This is a genomic window from Bradyrhizobium brasilense (assembly GCF_029714345.1).
GTDB lineage: Bacteria > Pseudomonadota > Alphaproteobacteria > Rhizobiales > Xanthobacteraceae > Bradyrhizobium > Bradyrhizobium australafricanum.
Genome location: NZ_CP121669.1, coordinates 1,588,871 through 1,607,885 on the forward strand (window position 1 = coordinate 1,588,871; position 19,015 = coordinate 1,607,885).

Below are 19,015 nucleotides of genomic sequence, written 5' to 3' on the forward strand. Positions count from 1 at the left end.
AAAGTGGATACCGGTTTTCCGAAAAGATCATGCTCAAACAAAGAGATGAGATCATGATGCGATTCCATGGAAACGCATCATGATTTAGCGCCTGCCGGCGGGCCCGACAAATTTCTCGTTGAACTTGTTGACGGACTGGCTGACGTCGCTGAGCGTCTTGCGGGTCTCGGCGATCATGGCGCTGGATTTCTTGTCGAAGCTCTGGATCAGCTCGCGCAGCGAGATCACGGTCGGCAGCAGCTCGCCGCCATATTTGTCGCTGCCGAAGCTTTTCAGGAACTTGTCGGCCGAGTTCATCTTGGCGTCGACCGCGCCGATGCCGTCGTCGGCGGCGTCGATGAAGCCGGCGATCAGCTCGCCATTGCCGGACAGCGAATTGGTGAAGTTCTCGAGCCCGAGCAGCGAGTCCTTGATGTCGGCCTCGTTCTCGCTGATGACGCGGTCGACATTGCGCAGCGCGACCCGCAGCTTCTCCTGGATCCCCATCGTGCCTTCGGCGTCGGCCGTCAGCTCGGGAATGCCGTCGGCGCCGAGCGCAGGCGGCGGCGCGTCGTCGGCGCCGCCGGTGAAGGAGATCGAGGCGATCCCGGTCAGGCCCTGGAATTCGAGGCCGGCCTGGGTGTCCTTCTTGATCGGGGCGTTGCCTTCGATCCGCGTCATCGCCACCACGCGGTGCCGGTCGAGCCTGATCGAGACCACCTCGCCGATCCGCACGCCGGCGAAGTTGACGCTGCCGCCGCGGCGCAGGCCGGAGGCCGAGCCCTCGAAGATGACGCGGAACGGTACCATCCGCTTGATGCCGGCATAGCGCTGATAGCCCAGCCAGCCGCCGAGCGAGCCGGCGACCAGGGCCAGCGTCAGGGTGCCGATCAAGAGATTGCTGGCGCGCGCCATGCGTAAAACCCGTCTGCGAAGCAGACCCTAGTGTGCTGAATGCGAAGTTCGTGCGATTTCGCGGCAACCACTTTCACGAACTTCGCATTCATAAAGCACACTAGAATCATAAGTTTGCTAGTGTCCTCATCGAATCCGAAGTTCGATCCGAAGGTGCGGCAAATGATGCGAACTTCGGATTCGGAACACTAGCTGATAGCGGATTTGCCGCCGATAGTCACCGCGGGCTTTCCTTACCTCGCCCCGCTTGCGGGGTCGAGACGAGCGAAGCTCGCTCTTAGAGGTCGGATCGCATGCAGCGCAGCGGAATGCGGTCCGGGTGAGGGGGGTCTCCGCGCATTCGTCTCTCGCCGTCCTCGCGGAGCGAGCCCCTCACCCCAACCCTCTCCCCGTAAGAACGGGGAGAGGGAGAGGAGAATTACGCGCTCTGCTTCCGCGACGCCGCGAAGACGCCGGCCAGCACCAGCGCGAAGCCGATGAAGTGAAAGGCCTGCGGATGCTCGCCGATGAACACGATCGACATGATGGTGCCGAACACCGGAACCATGTGGAAGAACGGTGCGGCGCGGTTGGCGCCGATCAGCTGCACACCGCGGTTGAAGCACAGATAGGCCAGTGTCGAGGGGAACACCGCGACATAGAACAGCGACAGCAGATTGTTGATCGTGAGCTGCATCACCGGGCGCGCGCCGAGTTCCCAGATGTAGAGCGGGATCAGGACCAGCGCGCCGCAGCCGAAGGTGAAGGCGGCGACCGACAGGCCGTGGATTTTGGGCCGCTTCAGGGTCAGCACCGAATACAGCGCGAAGATCACCAATGCGACGATGAAGATCAGATCGCCCTTGTTGAACTCGATCTTCGACAGCGTCGTGAGATCGCCGTGCAGCAGGATCACCAGCACGCCGGCGAGCGACAGCAGCACGCCGAACAATTGCGCCAGCGTCAGCCGTGCGCCGAGCAGGATCAGCGACCACAGCGCGACCACCAGCGGTGCCGCGGATTGCAGCAGCAGCGTGTTGAGCGCCTGGGTGTGCTCGAGCGCCCAGTATTGCAGCGTGTTGAAGGCGCTGATGCCGGTGATCGACATCAGCACCATGATGCCGAGATTGTTGCGGATCACGGGCCAGTCGCGGACGAGGTGCTTCCAGGCAAACGGCAGGATGATCAGGAATGCCGCCGACCAGCGCAGGAACGACAGCGTCACCGGCGGAATGTGGCCGGCGGCGAGGCGGCCGACGATCGCATTGCCGGCCCAGCACGTCGCGGTGATGCAGAGCAGCAGATAGGGCTGGTTGGCGATCCAGGAGCCGGCCGCAGGCGTTGATGTGGTGGAATCGGAGGCAGACATGAAGAGGGCCCGGGTTCACGACGCCGCGGCCTGCCCGGCTGGCACCGCCGGGCCGGTATGGATCTCCCCGGCTCGGATCACAGACACGGATTTCGTCATTCCATCAATGGGGATAGACGCATCGCGACCATGCGCGAAGACCCCTTCACCAAGGCAGCATGGCGGCGCCTGGCCGGGCCAGCCCCGCGCCGGTCGCGCAGGGGATCGAACGCCTGGTCCTAGTGTGCTGAATGCGAAGTTCGTGCGATTTCGCGGCAGCCACTTTCACGAACTTCGCATTCATAAAGCACACTAGAATCATAAGTTTGCTAGTGTCCTTATCGAATCCGAAGTTCGCTCCGAAGGTGCGGCAAATGATGCGAACTTCGGATTCGGGACACTAGCCGGTCTCCGGCGGCGTGGTCTGGCGCTTGACGATCTGCTCGGCGAGCTCGATCAGGATCCGCTTGGTGTCGGGGTCCTGCACGTCGCGAAACACCCGCAGCATGCGCAGTTCGAGCAGGGACTGCAGCGATTCCGCCGTCTGCCCGGCTTGCGTCGGCGCTGCCGTGACCGGCCGGCGATTGAGGATGTCGGCGGCGATTCCGAGCATCTCGGCAACGGTCGCCAGGCGACCGGTATCGATTTTCACCGTGCCGTCGACGCCGTTCTTTTGCAGGGAGGCGCCGGCGCACAGGATCGCGGCGAGATCCGCCTGCGACAGCCCGATGGCGCGCCAGCGCGCCTGCACCAATTGGTCGATCTGGTCGTCCTGTGATGTGCTCATGATGCGTTCAGACCATCTCCAGCTAGGTCCGTGGACAGCATTTGCGCTACGAAAGTTGGTAGCAAATGAACCGGCGGTTCGTCGCGATGGGACTTCTACGGATCATGCGGCTGGACAACGGGTCCTGCCGTACCGGGCAACGTGCAGGATGATCCGCGCCTCTACGCCAGCCAGGCAGTCGCGCCGGACGGGCACCGGAGTGCGCACCCTGGTCTGGGATGCTCGCATCAGCGTCATCCGGCCACAGCCCTTATTATCAAGACCGTGCGCGAATGCAATCAGGGGGCGACCGGGGAGATGAACCCAACCCGGATGAGTGACCGCGCCACAGATCGCGGTGCTTGGTCCTGGCAGGGCGATGCGGTCGGCATGGCGGTAACTCCGGGAGCGCCGCCATGGCTGCGCGGCGCCGCTCACAAATCGATGATCCCGAGCGCGATGCTCTTGGCCACCCCATGGGTCTTGTTGGATGCCTCGAGCTTGCGCAGCGCCTGCTTGATGAAGCCTTCCACCGTCTCCGGCGAAATGCCGAGAATCTGCGCGGTGTCGGCCACGGTCTTGCCGCGCGCCGCCCAGGCGATCACTTCCTTCTCCCGCCCGGTGAGCTTGATGGTTTCGGCGGCGTCCGCGGGCTTGAGGATGGTCGGCGCGTTGCGCTGGTCGCGGTTGACGATGTCCATCGCCCGCTGCACCCAGTAAATCATCAACAGATGCAGTTCATGGCGATGGCAGACGAACAGCTTGTCGAAGTCGCGCGGCTCGTCTTCCCAGAAGAACACCGTCGAGCTCGAATGCACCGCGCCGAGCCGGTCGCGATAGTGGAAGGGAACGACGAAGCCGTCCTTGAATCCGAACTCCCGGGCGGCATCCATCGTCTTGACCTCGGGCGGTCGCTTGCGTCCGCTTCGCTCCGGCAGCTTCAGGCTGCTCCAGCTGAACGGCGTGTTGGTGCGTCGTGACCGCGTCAGCGCCGGATCGGCATGAACGAACTCGTTCTGCACATACGCCCGCTTCCAGGCGTCGGGAAATGTGCCGATATGATAGGGCAGATCAAGGTCGGGCCGGCCGGCATCGACAAAGGCAAAGCCCGAGAAGCCGTAATTCTGGACAACGCGATGCAATGACGAGCTGAGCTCGTCGATGGTATCCGACGCCTCGATGGTCGAAATCGCGTCTACCAGGCCCATTGACGAAAACCCCCGGTTTTAGGGGGTACCACAGTTAACCCCTTTTGTTCCAGATGTTCCCGCATTTGGAGGAAGGGACAAATGCTTCATTCATTGGACGGCTACCACGCCCTCATTACCAGGGAAGAGCTTGATCCGGCGCATGTCGGGGCGATGTTGCGGCTGCGCAAGCGCCTGTTTGTCGACCATTGCGGCTGGCTCCTGACCACGGTCGGAGATATCGAACGCGATCAGTTCGATTGCTGGTATACCGAGCACTGCCTGTTGTTCTCCGGCGTCGAGCTCGTCGGCGGCTTTCGCGCGATCCGCACCGATTATCCCTATCTCACCAAGTCGGTCTTCCCGCAGCTTGCGCTGCGTCGCTTTCCGAGCAGCCGCGACGCCTGGGAGATCAGCCGTTTCGGCGTGCTGCCGAATGTTGCGAGGTCGCAGGCCGCACGCGTGACCTACGCGCTGATGTTCCGCTTCGCCGAGCTGCGCGGAGCCAAGGCGCTGGTGGCGTTGGCCGACCTCTCCTATGAGCGTTTTCTCACCCGCATGGACATCCGCACCCGCCGCTACGGCCCGCCGCAGGTGATCGGCAATGATCGCATGGGCCGCCCGCTGACGGCGCTCGCCGGAGAAATCCCGCTCGGTCTCGCCGCCAATCCTGGCCTGACCAAATTCCTCGACCTTGGACGGCAATTGGAGATCCACGATGCTTCACATGTTCTCGGACGTTCGAGCATTCCAGCGTGATCCGCTGCGTCTGCTGCTGACGCGCGGCAACGAGTCCGCGCTGGGGCTGGTGCCGTTGCAGCTCGGTCCCGCGCCGGTCTTCCTGGTGAACGATCCCGATCTGCTGCGCCCGATCCTCAAGGCGCCGGAGACCGACATCGGAAAGGGCAAGCTGATCAAGAAGCTGACGCCGGTGCTCGGCCGCAGCTCGCTGATGCTGAGCGGCGAGGAGCACAAGCGGCGCCGAGCGGTGCTGCAGAAGCACATGGCCAAGGGCAGCGTCGAGAAATTCCTGCCGCATATGTGCGCCGAGATCCGCGCGGTCGGCGCCAGCCTGGCGCGGCTCGGATCGTTCGATCCGCACCATGTCACCGCGATGCTGGCGCTGCGGACGATCTGCGTCGCGATCTTCGGCTCCCAGGTGATGTCGTCCGGCGACGAGGAAGCCCTGGTTCAGGCGGTGGGCGCGATCGAGGACGATCTGGCGGAAGAGATGTTCCGCGCGTTGCCGTTCGGTCCGGTGGCCTGGTATCGGCGGCGCAAGAACCGGGTCTGTGCCAAGCTTGCGATGTCGACGGTGGTGCAACGTCTGCGCCGCAAGGCCGGCTCGAGCAGTGCGCTGCGCGATCTCGAGGCGCTCGGCCTGACCGATCGCGATCTCGAGGACGAGATCCTGACATTGCTGCTGGCCGGCCATCACACCACAGGTTCGACTGCGGCGTGGATGTTCTACCAGATGGCCGCCGATCCCGCCCTGATGGACGAGATTGCCGACGAGGCGGCGGAGTGCCTCGGCGACGACGGCGAGCTGCGACTCGACGCGGTGAAGCGCGCCAATCTGAGCGCGACGCTGGTCAAGGAGGTCTGCCGGCTCTATCCCAGCGCCTGGTGGTTCTCGCGCGAGGTGATGCAGCCGGTGACGATCGGCGGGCGCGACCTCAAGGTCGGCACCTCGCTGTTGATCTGCCCCTGGCAGCTGCAGCGCGACCCCCGGCATTTCGAGGATCCGGACCGCTTCCTGATGACGCGGCGCTACAACACCGATGCCTACATCCCGTTCGGTGCCGGTCCGCGCGCCTGCGCCGGGATGGGGGTTGCGATGCTCGAGCTGCAACTGCTCGCGCTCGAGATCGCCGCGGCCTATCGCTTCACCGGCGTCGCTCCGAATCCCGCGCCATGGCCGAAAGCCTCGGTGACGCTGATTCCCCCGCCGATGACCATTGACATCGAAATCCGCGAGACGCGCTCGCGCATCCCGCATCTCGGCGACGAAGCCGAGCATCTGCCGTACATCCCGACCGTGGGTGCGGCGTCCATCAGCACACTACAATCGGTATCCCAATGACAACTCAGCTAACAACGGCCAGCGCCGGGCAAAGGGCCATGGATCAAGTGCAAGTGCGCAGTTTGCGCGACGTCATCGCTGTCTTGATCGAGCAACGCAGCATCGTGAGGGCGGCCGGCGCAAGCTTTGCCGCGCATCTGCTCGACCTCGCGATCATGCAGCTGCGGCTCAACGTCAACGATATTACGGCAGAGGAATTATCCGGTCTGTCCGACTTCGTCGGCGCGGAGTTCATGAGGGACAAATCCTCGCACTGATCGCGGCGACCGGTCTTCGGATCGGTCTCGCACAGGATCAGTCTCGCGCAGGTTCAGTCTTGCGTAGGCTCAGTCCTGCGTCGCCACCAGCGCCTTCATCGTGGCGCCGGCGGCAAGCGCGGCATCGTTCGGATCGATCTCGATCTGCAGACCGCGCTGGCCGCCATTGACGAAGACCGTGACGTGGGTGAGGGCGGTCTCGTCGATCGCGGTCGGCACCTTCTTCTTCTGGCCGAACGGGCTGATGCCGCCGACATGATAGCCGGTCAGCCGCTCGGCATCGGCCGGGCGCATCATCTTGGCCGACTTGCCGCCGAGGGCGGCGGCAAGCTTCTTCATGCTGACCTCGCAGTCGGACGGCACCACGGCGCAGACCGGCTTGCCGTCGACCTCCGCCATCAGCGTCTTGAGCATGCGATTCGGGTCGACGCCGAGCGCCTCGGCCGCCTGCAGCCCGATGCTCTCGGCGCTGGAATCGTAGACATAGGTGTGAAGCTTGAAGGCAATGCCGAGCTTGCGCAGCGCCATCGTCGCTTGGGTGGAATTGGGCATGGACCCTGCCGGTTAATCTAGGTGAATGATCGCCGTAATAGGAGCTGCGATCAATCCACAGCACGTCCGGCGTCACGTTGCCGTAACATTAAATTCCCGCCAGCCCGGCGAAGCCGGGCGCAGCATGGAATTTAATGGGGATATCAAAGGGTTGTAGGTCGTCTAAAAGGCGTAAACGAGCCCCTTCTTGCTTGCGCAGCCGAGCCGCTTCCTTTATCCGATAGGCGCCTTGCGTGCGCGCGGCCGGGCGCCGCGATTTAGGCTGGGCATATCAATGCAGGTCGCTGTGGGCGGACGCGTTTTCGCCGCGATCATGGTCTGAAACACCTGAAGGGAACATCTTCGCAATGGCCAATGTTGTCGTCGTCGGCGCCCAATGGGGTGACGAAGGGAAGGGCAAGATCGTCGACTGGCTGTCGGAACAGGCCGACATCGTCGTGCGCTTCCAGGGCGGCCACAATGCCGGCCATACGCTCGTGATCAATGGCGAGACCTACAAGCTGGCGCTGCTGCCCTCCGGCGTGCTGCGCCCGAACAAGCTCGCGGTGATCGGCAATGGCGTGGTGTTCGATCCGCAGGCCTTCCTCGACGAAGTCGCCAAGCTGAAGGGGCAGGGCGTCGCGGTCGGACCGGACAATCTGCGGATCGCCGAGAACGTCACGCTGATCCTGCCGCTGCATCGCGAGCTCGACGCCTTGCGCGAATCCGGTAACGCCATCACCTCGATCGGCACCACCCGCCGCGGCATCGGCCCGGCCTATGAGGACAAGGTCGGCCGCCGCGCCATCCGCCTGATGGACCTCGCCGACCTCGACACCCTGCCGCACAAGATCGAACGCCTGCTGGCGCATCACAATGCGCTGCGCCGCGGCCTCAACCTCGCGGAGATCGACGGCAAGAGCATTTTGAGCGAGCTGTCGGCCATGGCGCCGAAGCTGTTGCCCTATGCCGAGACGGTGTGGCGGCTCCTGGACCTCAAGCGCCGCGAGGGCAAGCGCATCCTGTTCGAGGGCGCGCAGGGCGCGCTGCTCGACGTCGACCACGGCACCTATCCCTATGTGACGTCGTCCAACACGGTGGCGGCGCAGGCCGCGACCGGCACCGGCCTCGGTCCGGGCGCGGTCGGCTATGTGCTCGGCATCTGCAAGGCCTACACCACCCGGGTCGGCCAGGGTCCGTTCCCGACCGAGCTGAACGACGAGATCGGCGAGGAAATCGGCCGTCGCGGCAAGGAATTCGGCGTCAATACCGGGCGCAAGCGCCGGGTCGGCTGGTTCGATGCCATGCTGGTGCGACAGACTGTCCGCACCTGCGGAATTGCCGGGCTGGCGCTGACCAAGCTCGATATTCTGGACGGGTTCGACAGCATCAAGGTCTGCATCGGCTACAAGCTCGACGGCAAGGAGATCGACCATCTGCCGGCGGGCGAGGGCGCGCAGGCCCGGGTCGAGCCGATCTATGAGATCATCGAGGGCTGGAAACAGCCGACCGCCAATGCGCGGTCCTGGGCGGACCTGCCGGCCCAGGCCATCAAGTACGTTCGCCGGGTCGAGGAACTGGTGGGGTGTCCGATCGCCCTGCTGTCCACCAGCCCGGAGCGTGAAGATACTATTCTGGTACAGAATCCGTTCGAGGCTTAACGGGATATTACCTATATCCCTCCAATTGTGTGGAAATGGCTGACTACTACCCGCTGATCGCCCGTGCCATCGCCGGATTGGACCCCAACGCCCCCGGCGAAGCCCGCCGTGCGCTGTACGCGCGGGCGCGAACGGCGTTGATCCAGCAGCTCCGCGGCGTGCAGCCGCCGCTCTCCGAGTCCGAGATCACCCGCGAACGGCTGTCGCTGGAAGAGGCGGTTCGCAAGGTCGAGTCCGAGGCCGCGCAGCGCGCCCGCGAGGCCTCGCGCCCCGGCGGTGCTGCCGCCGCTGCCCGCGGCAGCCGCGCCAATGCCCGGCCGCCCGAGGCCAGTCCCGCCGACACTGCCGCGCGCCCGCGGCCCCCGGCCGAACCCCGTCCGCCGCGCAATCTGCGCCCCGACGCGCCGCCGCCGGCCCCGCCGCGGCCGCAGAATCCGCCGGTCCCACCCGAGACCCAGGCGCCGCCGACCCGGCCGGGCCCGCCCCGCCGCGGTCCGGAAGGCGCGCCGCCGCCGGTGCCGCCGGCCGCGCCGGGCGTGCGCGGCTTCCGCGACATCACCGCCGATGCCGACGATCTCGGCCGTGCCGCGGCGCAAGCCAGCCGCAACGCGCGCAAGACCTACGCCAACGTGCCGTCGCCCTCGCCGGAATTCGACCGGCTCGAGCCGAGCCTGGAGAATCGCGGCGGCGATCCCGAGGCGCCGTATTCCTACGACGAGTCGATCGAGGAGGCCGAGCGCTACACCCCGCAGCCGCCTCAAGGTCCGCCGCCGCAGCGGTCGCGGGCCGGCAATGGCGAGCGCGAGCCAAAGAAGCCGCCGCGCGTCGGGTCGATGTTCCCGTTCAAGACCGCGATCGTGATCGGCATCCTGCTGATCCTGGTCGGCACCGGCATCCTGTTCCGGCAGCAGGCCATGACCCTCGTCAGCAGCCTGTTCAAATCGTCGGCCCCGGTCGAGGCGCCGAAGGATGCCGCGTCGACGCCTGCGAGCAAGAAGATCACCGACCGCGTCGGCCAGCCCTCGTCGTCGGGCGAGACGGTCGCCCCGGTGGCGCAGCGCGTGGTGCTGTATGACGAGGACCCGTCGGATCCGAAGGGCAAGCAGTATGTCGGTTCGGTGGTCTGGCGCACCGAGCAGGTCAAGGGATCGGGCAACCAGAAGCCCGACATCGCCGTGCGCGCCGACATCGACATCCCCGATCGCAAGTTCAAGATGACGATGTCGTTCCGCCGCAACACCGATTCATCGCTGCCGGCGAGCCATACCGCGGAATTGACCTTCATCCTTCCGCAGGACTTCGCCAATGGCGGCGTCGGCAACGTGCCGGGCATCCTGATGAAGTCCAACGAGCAGGCGCGCGGCACGCCGCTGGCCGGGCTCGCGGTCAAGGTCACCGACGGCTTCTTCCTGGTCGGCCTCTCCAATGTCGACGCCGACCGCTCGCGCAACCTGCAGCTCTTGAAGGAGCGCTCGTGGTTCGACGTGCCGCTGGTCTACACCAACCAGCGCCGCGCCATCATCGCGATCGAAAAGGGCGCCCCCGGCGAGCGAGCCTTCAACGAGGCCTTCGCGGCGTGGGGTGAGTAGCGGCCTTCTCTCGCCCCGGTTGCCAGCAATGTCGTCGCCCGGCTTCGTCCGGGCGATTCCGTATCGCAGCAAGATCAGCGGCTGTTGCAGCGCATCGACGTGCAGAGCTCCGGAACATCGCCGCGGCTTTCGATTTTTCCCTAGAACCGTCGCGCGACCGCGTTACACTTGGCCGACGTCGGGCAAGGGCACACCATGAAACGCTATCTGATCTTCGCAGCCATCGGGCCGTTCATCGGCGGCTTCCTGCTGCTGCTCATGACCACCTATCAGTCCGGCTACTGGACCGAGACCAATGGCGGCGAGGTGACCAAGCTGCTCGTCGTGTTCGTGAAGTCGCTGCAATACAATTATCTGTTCGGCATCGTGCCGTCGCTGATGTTCGGTGCGATCGACGACATCCTGATGCATGTGAAGCGGATCGCGCCGGTGGTGCGGATGCTGCTCGTCGGCGCGGTGGCGTTCGTTGGCGCGGCGCTGACCTACGCCTCGCACGGCTCCGAGAGCGGCGCGGTGCAGTTCATCCTGTACGGAATGGTCGGCTTTATCCCGGGCGTGATCACGTCCTGGCTGGCGCACAAATATGCCGAAGAGCTGCACGCGCCGGCGCAGCCGGCTTCGCAGCACTAGGGCAGGCGCCGAGGGAAAAGCAGAAATCGCGATCGGCGACTTCTGACCCAACCGCGAAATGAGCACGTTGCGATCGGACACGGGCCGCGGTCAACGCTGTGCGGCCACTTTGAAAACGACTCGATTTCCCTTTTAGAGCGACTCGGTTTCGTTTTGAAAACGACTTCGATCTCACATCCCGCCGACACAACTAGAGCATCTTCGGTTCTGATTGAATCAGAACCGAAGCTCTAGATTCTTGTTTTGACGCGTTTTCTTCACGCGAACCGGTTTCCACTTCGCTCGAAAACGCTCTAACGAAGTTGGCCTCGATTTTTTCGCTGATTTTTGCGCGCGAAAAAACCGAGGGGTCTTTGGCAATCGAGACATCCGAAAAAGACGAGGATTCCAATACCGCCGCTCGCGGCAGTTGAACTTGAGGTCTATCGCACGGATAGTCGCGCAAACTCGACTGAGGCCATCGAGCGGCGACTTCGGCGACGCCAAGCTGATCCGGAAGTTCGGCGAAATGCCGGACGATCTCAGCGCGCTGTAGGGCTTCTGCGCGCATCGCGGCGTTGGCATTGAAGCATTCCATCGCTTCGCCAGGCGCGATCCCGTCGTCGCTCGGTACGAATGGCTGCGCGACGTAAAAAAGCTGGGCTTAGAGACTCAGTGGTGCGAGGGCGTTCCGCAGTGGCATACCGGAGATTTGCATCAATCCCGCAAACGGCTGACCTAGCTCAAGGATCAAGTAAATCGCTCCGGCGGCCGACAGCGCAAAGATGAGCAGAGAGCCGATGATGATAGCATTTGGTTGGGCAAACAGACTGAAACTTGCAAAGATGATAGTCAGCCAGAAAATCAGCACCACTAGAAAAGGCATGGGGATTGAATTGTCCGCCTGCGAGAACAGCAGCAGGCGTGTTTGTGCGATATCGGTGCTGATCTGTATTGCCCGGGCTTGCAACGAGCGTTGGGCATCGTTCGTTGGCGAAAGTTCCTGGAGCTTCGAATAGAACGCTTCGGTTGCAGCGCTTGCCTCGAAAGGTGTCGTCTTGGCAGTATCGGACCTTTTCTCACGCCACATACGGTCGGCTAGAATGACGACGCCACGCCGCATTAGATTGCGGGTTGCGCCTGTCTCCGGCCCGTACTGCGCCAGGAGTTGGTCGAGCAGGACAATGCTTGCCGTCATCTGCGTGACCTGAGAACTCTGCGTGTCGTACGAACTCTTCGCCGAGGCGATGAGCAGGCCGAGCACAAGTGCCGCTATCGTCCCGATGAGACCCGTACCCAGCCTGACCACGTCCTTTGCATCCGCACTCAGGTGATGGTCCGGCAACTTGCTGCGAAGGAACATACCAAGCAAGGCGCCGCCTGAAATGCACACGAACGTGATGGCCGATATTGCTATTGCGTTCATGATCTATCACTCATGCCTAGCTCAGTTAGAGCGCAACTGGATGATCCTCGCCGTAGCTTCGCGTCCTTTGACGACTTGGGGCTATGTCGCTTAGGCCGCGGAAGCAACTGACGGTTTGTTCGCAAGCAGCGCTCGCCGATCGTGAATCAGGTTCTCCAGCCGGTGTGCCGCCACGTTCAACGTAACGGCATCCACCGCGCTCTCGTCGCCACTGGCGGCTTTGGCACGTTCTGCTTTGAGAATGTTGTCGATCTCCTCTTCGATCGCCGACAGCTCTGCCTCTGTGTCGACGTTCCGGACCCGTCGGGCCAAGGCATAGAGAGTATCCAAAGGACCCTGCGGCGTGGCGGGCCCGCCGATCCCGAGGAATTTCCAGGCTGCGGCAAGAACGGTGGCGGCACCTCCCAGTACCATCGGCGTTAAATAGAACCAGTTGCCGTATTCATCCATGAAGCTCTGCGTGGTGCTGTTGTAGACGGCTGCCGCGCCAGGGTGCAGCGGAAGGTAGGCATCCTGGTCGGTGCTGGGCGCGGTGATCTGCGCAAAAATCGGCTGCTCGCGGAGAAGGTTCCTGCGCGCGCTCATGATCGCCTCCGTGAGGCTGGTTACCAGATCAGTGCCGAGCTTCTTTTGCGCAACCAGGTACAGCGAGGTCCTCAGGGTCGTCAGGTCATCTTCCGGGACCGGCGGCGATCCCCGCAGCGTGCCTTTCGGGACGTCGAAGCTTTCAAAGGCGCGTTCATTCTCTGCAATTGCTCCCGCGGACTCGATTGGGATCAGTATCGGGACCTTTTTATGGTCGAGCTGAAAAAATCCGCGAACGAGCGAGAGGTACTTTTCGGCGAGCGGGATCACGACAAGCAGGGCGCTGACCTGTTTTGACTGAATGGCTTGCCGGACATCCGTCAAAGCAAGGTTCTTGAATGCAACTTTCGCCCTCGCCAGATCGTATTCCTTGGTCAACACATCGACAATTTTGGCGTTCGCTACGCCGCCGACCACGCCGACCGCGCGTCCCTTCAGGCTGTCAATGCTGTCGATGGGCGATCCCGGCGGCGCGATGATCAGCACGACCATATGGCTGACGACGACGACGGCTTGCGCCTGCGACAAGTCGCCGACATCGCCGCGAACCACAGCGAGATCGACCTTACCCGCGGAGAAAGCGGCCGCGGCCTCAAGCGCGGTGCCGCTGTCGATGACCTTGAGCCGGACCGGCGCGTTCGTTGAAACGAGCTCGCCTGCTATCGCTGACATTGCCTTGGCTGCCTCGCCGTCGATCGAGCCGACCGCCACGGTCAGCGTTACCGGGCGACTGTAGTACCGATAGCCAAGGAGACCTGCGCCTGCCGCAAAGACGACGACGCCGACAAGCAGGACAAAGCGAAGCCACAGCGGCAATTTTATCGACATCATGCTCGTCACTCCAAATCCTCGGGCCGATTACCGCCGCTCCGCCACCAGAGGCCACGATCGCGAAAGGCAGCGCAGCTCGTGTCTCCCATTCTCGACGAGCAAGGCCTTGATCTTTCTGGTCTCCTACTTCAGATCGGCAATAAACTTCAAAGCGGTAATGCTGGGCAGGAAGCAGTAGGCGACTGCCCGCGTGGTGACAAAGCCGCTGCCTCATGGAGCTTCGGTAGACGCCAATGCATCCCTGGTGCGGGAGACGACTCCCGCACTCCGGCGAACCAATGATCAATCGTGCGCGGTGGCAAGCGCCCGCTTCATTCGCTCGCGGTCCTCCGCCGCCAACTGCTGCGGTCCTGTCTTGATGGTCAGCTTGTCGATGGCGCCGGTGAACCGGAAGGGCAGCGTATAGCTGTCATCCACGGGTGAGCGGGAATCGAGCCCAATGTCGAAGGGTTCAGCGATCGACATGAGGAATGGAATCGTGTGCTCCATCGTCTGGCGCGCCAATACCCTGCCGTCGACCGACATCACGCCGGTACCGCCCTTACCGGGACCTGGCCCGTCGTACTTGAAATCGAACACGATGGTGTGCTTGCCCGGATCCAGCGACCGCCCAAGCCAGTCCTCCGCTTCAACGCCGCCCTCCCAGCGATAGCGCTTCAGATTCACCAGATTGTAGACGAACACCGGCTTGCCCTTGAGCAGGTAAAGGCCGTAGCCGCCGAACCGTCCACCCATCGTAGCGATCATGCCTTCTGCGCCGGCGCCGGCGCCGGCGCTGGCGATGCGATCGAGCGTCGGCGTCGGGATCACGCCGCCGAAGGTGCTTGGCACGCCGTAACCGGAGTCGTCGGTCATGATCAGCAGCACGTTCGGCGCCCCCTTCGGCGGCACGACCGTCGGCGGCCACCAGGGCTTCGAGCTCTTGGCATCCTCCGTGATGGTGCCGCCGAATTTCGGCGGCGGCGGAGGCAGCTGGTCGCCAGGAATGGTGGTCGTCGCAGCCGGTGAGCCAATTGGGGGTGTGCCTTGCTGCGTCTGTTGGGCGAAGGCCGGCGCGGAGATGGCAGTGGCGGAGATCAGCGCAATAAAGGTCTTGCGAAAAACAGTCATTTCAAAATCCTCCCTCATCCGCGCGGGGGAAGACATTGCAGATCGCATCTAGCCGTTGCGGCTTGACATAGATCAAAAAAGCCGATGGTGCAGAGGTCGAACTCGGCCTGTTGTGCGCGCAAAATCAGCGTCGATTCCCGCAGTATTTTTAATGGCTTGCAGGATCGAGTCGTTTTCAAAGCGAAAAACGGGGATCGAGTCGTTCTCAAAGTCAAAACCGAGTCGTTCTCAAAGTGCGGGGTCGTGGAAAATCAAAGGGATAGCCGAGCCGTTTTCAAAGTGGCCCCACTAACGCACGGCGCGGAATAGATCACCCATTGCGGTAGTCTTATCAGCGCATGAGGCGCTGGAGGTCTGGCCGCCTTCACACAGCTGTCATATCACCGTCATGCAAACGTAGTCCCAATGTCACATCCGCGCCCGTCCTTGCGACCCGCGGCCGTCCGGGGCAGCGGCGATGCCGATCCCGGGCCTGCTCTATTCTGTGTTCGCGCATTTATTTCAGCCGTCGCTGCAGACGACCGGGACGTACGGGATCTGCGTCCGGATTCGGGGAAAGGAATTTCGAGTGGCAGATGCAAGCTTCAGCCTTCTGACGGGCAACAGTATCGAAACGCGCCTGGTCCGAGCCGGCGGCATTATCTTTCGCGAGGGCGAGCAGGCCAACGAGCTCTTCGTGATCAAGAGCGGCTATGTGCGCATTCAGGTCGGCAACAAGACCATGGCGGACCTCGCGCCTGACACGATCTTTGGCGAGATGGCGTTGATCGACAATGAGCCAAGGAGCGCGACCGCCACGGCGCTCACGGATGTCGAGCTCGTCCCGGTTTCGGAAAAGCAGTTTCTCTTCCTCGTGAGCCAGACGCCGCATTTTGCCCTGAAGGTCATGAGGACGCTGGCGCAGCGGCTCAGAACCATGAACAAGGGCGTCTACTGAAGCGAGCAGGGCGGAGCCTCAAGGTAACAGGCCTTGAAGGTGACACAGTGGTAATGTGACGCAACTTGAACCGCCTACCTGCGTTACCATGTGATGGCCATGACCGAGGACGACATCTTCACGCCCCACGCCGCGCGATCGCGGCCGCCTTTTGGCGGCGCGCAGGCGCGCAGCAAGGTCATCGACCAGGACGGGCGCGAACTCGCCGATGGCCCGCTGCATCCGCGGTTCCAAGGCTTTCAAGAAGGCTTCCAGTTCGACTTCCGCAACTCCACCGCTAATCCGTTCGGCAATCTCACGCGCGAGGAGCGGCTGGCGCGGCTGGAGATGATCGCAAGGCTGCTCGACGTCGCCTTCATCGTGCCGGGCACCAATGTGCGCTACGGCATCGACGGGCTGATCGGCCTGATGCCCGTGGTTGGCGATATCATCACCACCGCGATCTCGTTGTGGCTGGTGCGCGAGGCCCGCTTGCTGGGCGCGCCCTGGCACATCACCGCGCGGATGCTCGCCAACGTCGCCGTCGACGGCGTGATCGGCATGGTGCCGGTGGCGGGCGATGCCTTCGACGTCATGTTCCGCGCCAATATCCGCAATGTGCGGATGCTGCGGCGCTGGCTCGACAAGCAGCCGAGATTTTAACTCTCAAAACAAAAGCCCCCGGATCGATCCGAGGGCTTTTCGTTGAGCGAAGAGCAGAAAGCTTATGCGGCGTCAGCGTCGGTCTGGCTGGCGGCCGGGCGCGGGCGACGCGGCAGCGGGAAGGCCTCGCTCTCGTAGAGCGAGCGGATGCCGTTCTGGTCGAAACGGGCTTCCTCGACCTGGAGATAGGCGCCGTTCAGCGAGTCCGCCGGCAGCTGCTCCATCGCGAACTGCACGGCCTCGGCAGCGGTGCCGAAACGGCGGTAGGCGAAACCCGCCCGCTTCTTCTTGCGGATCGCGGCGGGGAACAGTTCGGCGGATGTGTTATAGTTGAACGGACGCAGGGGACGCATGGTCGACGACCTCTTGTGTTCTTTTCAGTTGGCGTTGCGAAAGGGATTTTGGGGGACGGCGGCCTATTATCGGCGGCGCGCCGTACATGTCATTTCGACCCCTAATATAGGCCTCTTTGACAAAAATGCGACCCCAGAAGAGCCCCTGACAGGGCACATGCTGAATCCGCGCATAGCACGGGGGCCGGCCAGATAAATTCTTTTATTTCAATGGTTTATGGTGCTCAAATCTTGTCGAGCCAGGCCAGGATCGCGACCACGATCAAAATCACCCCGAAAAGGCCCATTCCGGAGTGGCCGAGGCCATAGCCATAGCCGCGAATTCGGCCGCTATAGCCGCCCAGCAGGATAATCAGCAGAAGGATGATGAGGATCAGTCCAAGCGACATGGCGCCCTCCTCAGAACAGGCGGCAGCCGCTCGGCGAGACGCCTACGGCCCCGCGAATACCGAGCAAAGCACATTCCGGCCTGCGAGTCGTTAAGGCCGTTTGCCGATCACGAGGATGTTGCCGGGGGCCGGAGCCAAAACAAAGCCCCACGCGACCGGCCTGTTGGTCGCGTGGGGCGGAGAAATCGTTCGATGGGAAATCGTGATATTTGCCAGTCCCGCCATTGTCATTGCCGGGCTTGACCCGGCAATCCATCACGGAGAAACGCTCTCTTTCGATGGATGCGCGGGTCAAGCCCGCGCATGACAAAAATCGCAGCCGTTACTTCTTCTCGTCGAGCTTCAGCGCCGCCGAGTTGATGCAGTAGCGCAGGCCGGTCGGGCCGGGGCCGTCGTTGAAGACGTGGCCGAGATGGCCGTCGCATTTCGAGCACAGCACCTCGGTGCGGATCATGCCGTGGCTCATGTCGCGCTCCTCGTCGACATGGCTCTCGACCGAGGGCTTGGAGAAGCTCGGCCAGCCGCAGCCGGAATCGAACTTCTGGTCGGATTCGAACAGCGCCTGCCCGCAGCCGGCGCAGACGTAAGTGCCCTTGCGCGGATCATGCTCATATTCGCCGGTGAAGGGCCGCTCGGTCGCTTTCTCGCGCAGCACGGCGTACTGCATCGGCGTCAATTCCTTGCGCCACTCGGCCTCGCTCTTGCGGACCTTGCCGTCGGTCTTGGTATCGGACATTCAACCTCCTTTGCGAGATGCTCAGTTGGTGACCTTGGTGCTGCCCACCAGCGTCGGCTTCTCGATATAGTTCTCCGCGAAGATCTTCTTCAGGTTCTCGACCTTCGGGATGTCGTTATACGCAATATAGGGTTGGTTCGGGTGCAGCGTCAGATAGTCCTGGTGGTAGCCCTCCGCCGGATAGAACGCCTCCAGCGCGCCGACCTTGGTGACGATCGGCTTCTTGTAGACCTTGGCGGCGTTGAGCTGGGCGATATAGGCGTCCGCCATCTTCTTCTGCTCGTCGCTGGTGGTGAAGATCGCCGAGCGATATTGCGTGCCGGAATCCGGGCCCTGCCGGTTCAGCTGGGTCGGGTCGTGCACGACGGAGAAGAAGATCTGCAGGATCTTGCCGTAAGAGATCTTCTGCGGGTCGTACTTGATTTCGACGGACTCGGCGTGGCCGGTGGTGCCGGTCGAGACTTTCTCGTAATCGGCGTTCGCCTTGCTGCCGCCGGAGTAGCCGGACACCGCGCTGACGATGCCGGCGGTGTGCTGGAACACGCCCTGCACACCCCAGAAGCAGCCGCCGGCCAGCACCGCGGTCTTGATGCCGGATTCCGGCGCGCTCGCGGCAGGCGCCGGGATGATCACGGCGTCCTCGGCGGCAAGCGAGGGCGCAACGGCAAAAGCTGTGACGGCCAGCGCGCCGATCGCGGCGGCGCACAGCGAGAGGCGGCTGAGGGAGCTTTTGGGCATGGGTTCCTCGTGGGATCGCAATTGGGGTCAGTCTAGAGCGGGAGCCGGCATTGGCCAATCAGGCCGAGCGGCTCCGACGCTTCAAAATACGGGCGAGGAGGCGTTTTGTTACGGCGCCGGCCACACGGTTTCGTGAGGGAAAACAGCGAGGTTCAGGGATGAAGGTGATGGATTTTTGCCCGCGGCCTCTCCACGCCCGTCGTCCTGGCGAAAGCCAGGACCCATAACCACCAAATGTAACTTCAGGCGGGATCGTGGCCCCAGCGTCCCGCAACAACAAGCAGCCGGGGTAATGGGTCCTGGCTTTCGCCAGGACGACGCTGAAGGTTGGCGCCGCCTGCGAGTCATACACTCACCTGCTGTC

General features: G+C 63.0%; 20 protein-coding genes and 2 pseudogenes. 8 read left to right on the forward strand and 14 right to left on the reverse strand.

Going from position 1 to position 19,015, the window contains the following annotated elements; translation table 11 throughout:
• Positions 1-84: 84 nt before the first annotated feature.
• The 4 genes from QA635_RS07220 to QA635_RS07235 all read right to left on the reverse strand — a co-directional run bounded on the left by QA635_RS07220 (position 85) and on the right by QA635_RS07235 (position 4,195).
• Positions 85-894: an MlaD family protein gene (locus tag QA635_RS07220; protein WP_283068128.1), complete on the reverse strand. Its 810-nt coding sequence runs from the start codon at positions 892-894 to the stop codon at positions 85-87.
• Positions 895-1,312: 418 nt separating this feature from the next.
• Positions 1,313-2,242, reverse strand: a complete 930-nt coding sequence (locus QA635_RS07225) for a DMT family transporter (protein ID WP_028343500.1) — start codon at positions 2,240-2,242, stop codon at positions 1,313-1,315.
• 379 nt (positions 2,243-2,621) lie between these two features.
• Positions 2,622-3,008 carry a hypothetical protein gene (locus QA635_RS07230; protein ID WP_283068129.1) on the reverse strand — a complete coding sequence of 129 codons (387 nt, stop codon included), beginning with the start codon at positions 3,006-3,008 and terminating at the stop codon, positions 2,622-2,624.
• A 413-nt stretch (positions 3,009-3,421) separates the two neighbouring features.
• Positions 3,422-4,195: a helix-turn-helix transcriptional regulator gene (locus tag QA635_RS07235; RefSeq protein WP_283068130.1), complete on the reverse strand. Its 774-nt coding sequence runs from the start codon at positions 4,193-4,195 to the stop codon at positions 3,422-3,424.
• Between the two features lie 81 nt (positions 4,196-4,276).
• On the opposite strand from QA635_RS07235, the gene QA635_RS07240 reads away from it, so the two are divergent.
• Genes QA635_RS07240 through QA635_RS07250 form a run of 3 tightly spaced genes read left to right on the forward strand, consistent with a single transcriptional unit; the run spans position 4,277 to position 6,514 of the window.
• Positions 4,277-4,933 (forward strand): acyl-homoserine-lactone synthase, encoded by a 657-nt coding sequence (locus tag QA635_RS07240; protein ID WP_283068131.1) that lies wholly within the window; start codon positions 4,277-4,279, stop codon positions 4,931-4,933.
• Entirely contained in the window at positions 4,893-6,257 is a 1,365-nt protein-coding gene (locus QA635_RS07245) for a cytochrome P450 (protein WP_283068132.1), read from the forward strand. Before QA635_RS07240 ends, QA635_RS07245 begins: the two co-directional genes overlap by 41 nt.
• A gap of 38 nt (positions 6,258-6,295) precedes the next feature.
• Complete coding sequence (locus QA635_RS07250; RefSeq protein WP_016842680.1) at positions 6,296-6,514, forward strand: hypothetical protein; 219 nt, start codon at positions 6,296-6,298, stop codon at positions 6,512-6,514.
• Positions 6,515-6,583: 69 nt separating this feature from the next.
• On the opposite strand, the gene ybaK is transcribed toward QA635_RS07250, so the two are convergent.
• Positions 6,584-7,066, reverse strand: coding sequence for a Cys-tRNA(Pro) deacylase (gene ybaK, locus QA635_RS07255; protein ID WP_283068133.1), 483 nt, complete (start codon positions 7,064-7,066; stop codon positions 6,584-6,586).
• 347 nt (positions 7,067-7,413) lie between these two features.
• Between ybaK and QA635_RS07260 the strand changes: the two genes are divergently transcribed.
• The 3 genes from QA635_RS07260 to QA635_RS07270 all read left to right on the forward strand — a co-directional run bounded on the left by QA635_RS07260 (position 7,414) and on the right by QA635_RS07270 (position 10,925).
• On the forward strand, positions 7,414-8,706 hold the full coding sequence (locus QA635_RS07260; protein ID WP_253590922.1) for an adenylosuccinate synthase: 1,293 nt from the start codon (positions 7,414-7,416) through the stop codon (positions 8,704-8,706).
• 35 nt (positions 8,707-8,741) lie between these two features.
• Positions 8,742-10,295 (forward strand): hypothetical protein, encoded by a 1,554-nt coding sequence (locus QA635_RS07265; protein WP_283068134.1) that lies wholly within the window; start codon positions 8,742-8,744, stop codon positions 10,293-10,295.
• Positions 10,296-10,490: 195 nt separating this feature from the next.
• Positions 10,491-10,925, forward strand: a complete 435-nt coding sequence (locus QA635_RS07270; protein ID WP_028333472.1) for a DUF5413 family protein — start codon at positions 10,491-10,493, stop codon at positions 10,923-10,925.
• Positions 10,926-11,115: 190 nt separating this feature from the next.
• On the opposite strand, the gene QA635_RS07275 is transcribed toward QA635_RS07270, so the two are convergent.
• From QA635_RS07275 to QA635_RS41700, 5 genes and pseudogenes are all read right to left on the reverse strand, one after another.
• A complete protein-coding gene (locus tag QA635_RS07275) occupies positions 11,116-11,502 on the reverse strand; it encodes a hypothetical protein (RefSeq protein WP_283072201.1) in 387 nt (128 codons plus the stop codon).
• Positions 11,503-11,568: 66 nt separating this feature from the next.
• Positions 11,569-12,330, reverse strand: coding sequence for a bestrophin-like domain (locus QA635_RS07280; protein ID WP_283068135.1), 762 nt, complete (start codon positions 12,328-12,330; stop codon positions 11,569-11,571).
• 90 nt (positions 12,331-12,420) lie between these two features.
• Entirely contained in the window at positions 12,421-13,746 is a 1,326-nt protein-coding gene (locus tag QA635_RS07285) for a TAXI family TRAP transporter solute-binding subunit (protein WP_283068136.1), read from the reverse strand.
• A gap of 282 nt (positions 13,747-14,028) precedes the next feature.
• A pseudogene (locus tag QA635_RS07290) lies at positions 14,029-14,505 on the reverse strand (arylsulfatase); the annotation flags it as partial.
• A gap of 9 nt (positions 14,506-14,514) precedes the next feature.
• Positions 14,515-14,856: pseudogene (locus QA635_RS41700) on the reverse strand (arylsulfatase); the annotation flags it as partial.
• A gap of 457 nt (positions 14,857-15,313) precedes the next feature.
• On the opposite strand from QA635_RS41700, the gene QA635_RS07295 reads away from it, so the two are divergent.
• Positions 15,314-15,793: a Crp/Fnr family transcriptional regulator gene (locus tag QA635_RS07295; RefSeq protein WP_253606909.1), complete on the forward strand. Its 480-nt coding sequence runs from the start codon at positions 15,314-15,316 to the stop codon at positions 15,791-15,793.
• A gap of 93 nt (positions 15,794-15,886) precedes the next feature.
• Positions 15,887-16,435: a DUF4112 domain-containing protein gene (locus QA635_RS07300; RefSeq protein WP_283068137.1), complete on the forward strand. Its 549-nt coding sequence runs from the start codon at positions 15,887-15,889 to the stop codon at positions 16,433-16,435.
• A 62-nt stretch (positions 16,436-16,497) separates the two neighbouring features.
• On the opposite strand, the gene QA635_RS07305 is transcribed toward QA635_RS07300, so the two are convergent.
• The 4 genes from QA635_RS07305 to msrA all read right to left on the reverse strand — a co-directional run bounded on the left by QA635_RS07305 (position 16,498) and on the right by msrA (position 18,651).
• The gene (locus QA635_RS07305) at positions 16,498-16,788 is read right to left on the reverse strand and encodes a hypothetical protein (RefSeq protein ID WP_016844322.1); all 291 of its coding nucleotides are present in this window, start codon (positions 16,786-16,788) and stop codon (positions 16,498-16,500) included.
• A gap of 224 nt (positions 16,789-17,012) precedes the next feature.
• Positions 17,013-17,177, reverse strand: coding sequence for a DUF3309 family protein (locus QA635_RS07310; RefSeq protein ID WP_016844323.1), 165 nt, complete (start codon positions 17,175-17,177; stop codon positions 17,013-17,015).
• Between the two features lie 322 nt (positions 17,178-17,499).
• The gene (gene msrB, locus QA635_RS07315) at positions 17,500-17,913 is read right to left on the reverse strand and encodes a peptide-methionine (R)-S-oxide reductase MsrB (protein ID WP_283068138.1); all 414 of its coding nucleotides are present in this window, start codon (positions 17,911-17,913) and stop codon (positions 17,500-17,502) included.
• A 21-nt stretch (positions 17,914-17,934) separates the two neighbouring features.
• Positions 17,935-18,651, reverse strand: a complete 717-nt coding sequence (gene msrA / locus QA635_RS07320) for a peptide-methionine (S)-S-oxide reductase MsrA (RefSeq protein WP_283068139.1) — start codon at positions 18,649-18,651, stop codon at positions 17,935-17,937.
• Positions 18,652-19,015: the final 364 nt, after the last annotated feature.

Excerpts from the sequence above, each read along its gene's own strand:
- QA635_RS07220 (WP_283068128.1), bottom strand. The coding sequence starts at position 894 with ATGGCGCGCGCCAGCAATCTCTTGATCGGCACCCTGACGCTGGCCCTG.
- QA635_RS07225 (WP_028343500.1), bottom strand. The coding sequence starts at position 2,242 with ATGTCTGCCTCCGATTCCACCACATCAACGCCTGCGGCCGGCTCCTGG.
- QA635_RS07230 (WP_283068129.1), bottom strand. The coding sequence starts at position 3,008 with ATGAGCACATCACAGGACGACCAGATCGACCAATTGGTGCAGGCGCGC.
- QA635_RS07235 (WP_283068130.1), bottom strand. The coding sequence starts at position 4,195 with ATGGGCCTGGTAGACGCGATTTCGACCATCGAGGCGTCGGATACCATC.
- QA635_RS07240 (WP_283068131.1), top strand. The coding sequence starts at position 4,277 with ATGCTTCATTCATTGGACGGCTACCACGCCCTCATTACCAGGGAAGAG.
- QA635_RS07245 (WP_283068132.1), top strand. The coding sequence starts at position 4,893 with ATGCTTCACATGTTCTCGGACGTTCGAGCATTCCAGCGTGATCCGCTG.
- QA635_RS07250 (WP_016842680.1), top strand. The coding sequence starts at position 6,296 with ATGGATCAAGTGCAAGTGCGCAGTTTGCGCGACGTCATCGCTGTCTTG.
- ybaK (WP_283068133.1), bottom strand. The coding sequence starts at position 7,066 with ATGCCCAATTCCACCCAAGCGACGATGGCGCTGCGCAAGCTCGGCATT.
- QA635_RS07260 (WP_253590922.1), top strand. The coding sequence starts at position 7,414 with ATGGCCAATGTTGTCGTCGTCGGCGCCCAATGGGGTGACGAAGGGAAG.
- QA635_RS07265 (WP_283068134.1), top strand. The coding sequence starts at position 8,742 with ATGGCTGACTACTACCCGCTGATCGCCCGTGCCATCGCCGGATTGGAC.
- QA635_RS07270 (WP_028333472.1), top strand. The coding sequence starts at position 10,491 with ATGAAACGCTATCTGATCTTCGCAGCCATCGGGCCGTTCATCGGCGGC.
- QA635_RS07275 (WP_283072201.1), bottom strand. The coding sequence starts at position 11,502 with ATGGAATGCTTCAATGCCAACGCCGCGATGCGCGCAGAAGCCCTACAG.
- QA635_RS07280 (WP_283068135.1), bottom strand. The coding sequence starts at position 12,330 with ATGAACGCAATAGCAATATCGGCCATCACGTTCGTGTGCATTTCAGGC.
- QA635_RS07285 (WP_283068136.1), bottom strand. The coding sequence starts at position 13,746 with ATGATGTCGATAAAATTGCCGCTGTGGCTTCGCTTTGTCCTGCTTGTC.
- QA635_RS07295 (WP_253606909.1), top strand. The coding sequence starts at position 15,314 with ATGCCGATCCCGGGCCTGCTCTATTCTGTGTTCGCGCATTTATTTCAG.
- QA635_RS07300 (WP_283068137.1), top strand. The coding sequence starts at position 15,887 with ATGGCCATGACCGAGGACGACATCTTCACGCCCCACGCCGCGCGATCG.
- QA635_RS07305 (WP_016844322.1), bottom strand. The coding sequence starts at position 16,788 with ATGCGTCCCCTGCGTCCGTTCAACTATAACACATCCGCCGAACTGTTC.
- QA635_RS07310 (WP_016844323.1), bottom strand. The coding sequence starts at position 17,177 with ATGTCGCTTGGACTGATCCTCATCATCCTTCTGCTGATTATCCTGCTG.
- msrB (WP_283068138.1), bottom strand. The coding sequence starts at position 17,913 with ATGTCCGATACCAAGACCGACGGCAAGGTCCGCAAGAGCGAGGCCGAG.
- msrA (WP_283068139.1), bottom strand. The coding sequence starts at position 18,651 with ATGCCCAAAAGCTCCCTCAGCCGCCTCTCGCTGTGCGCCGCCGCGATC.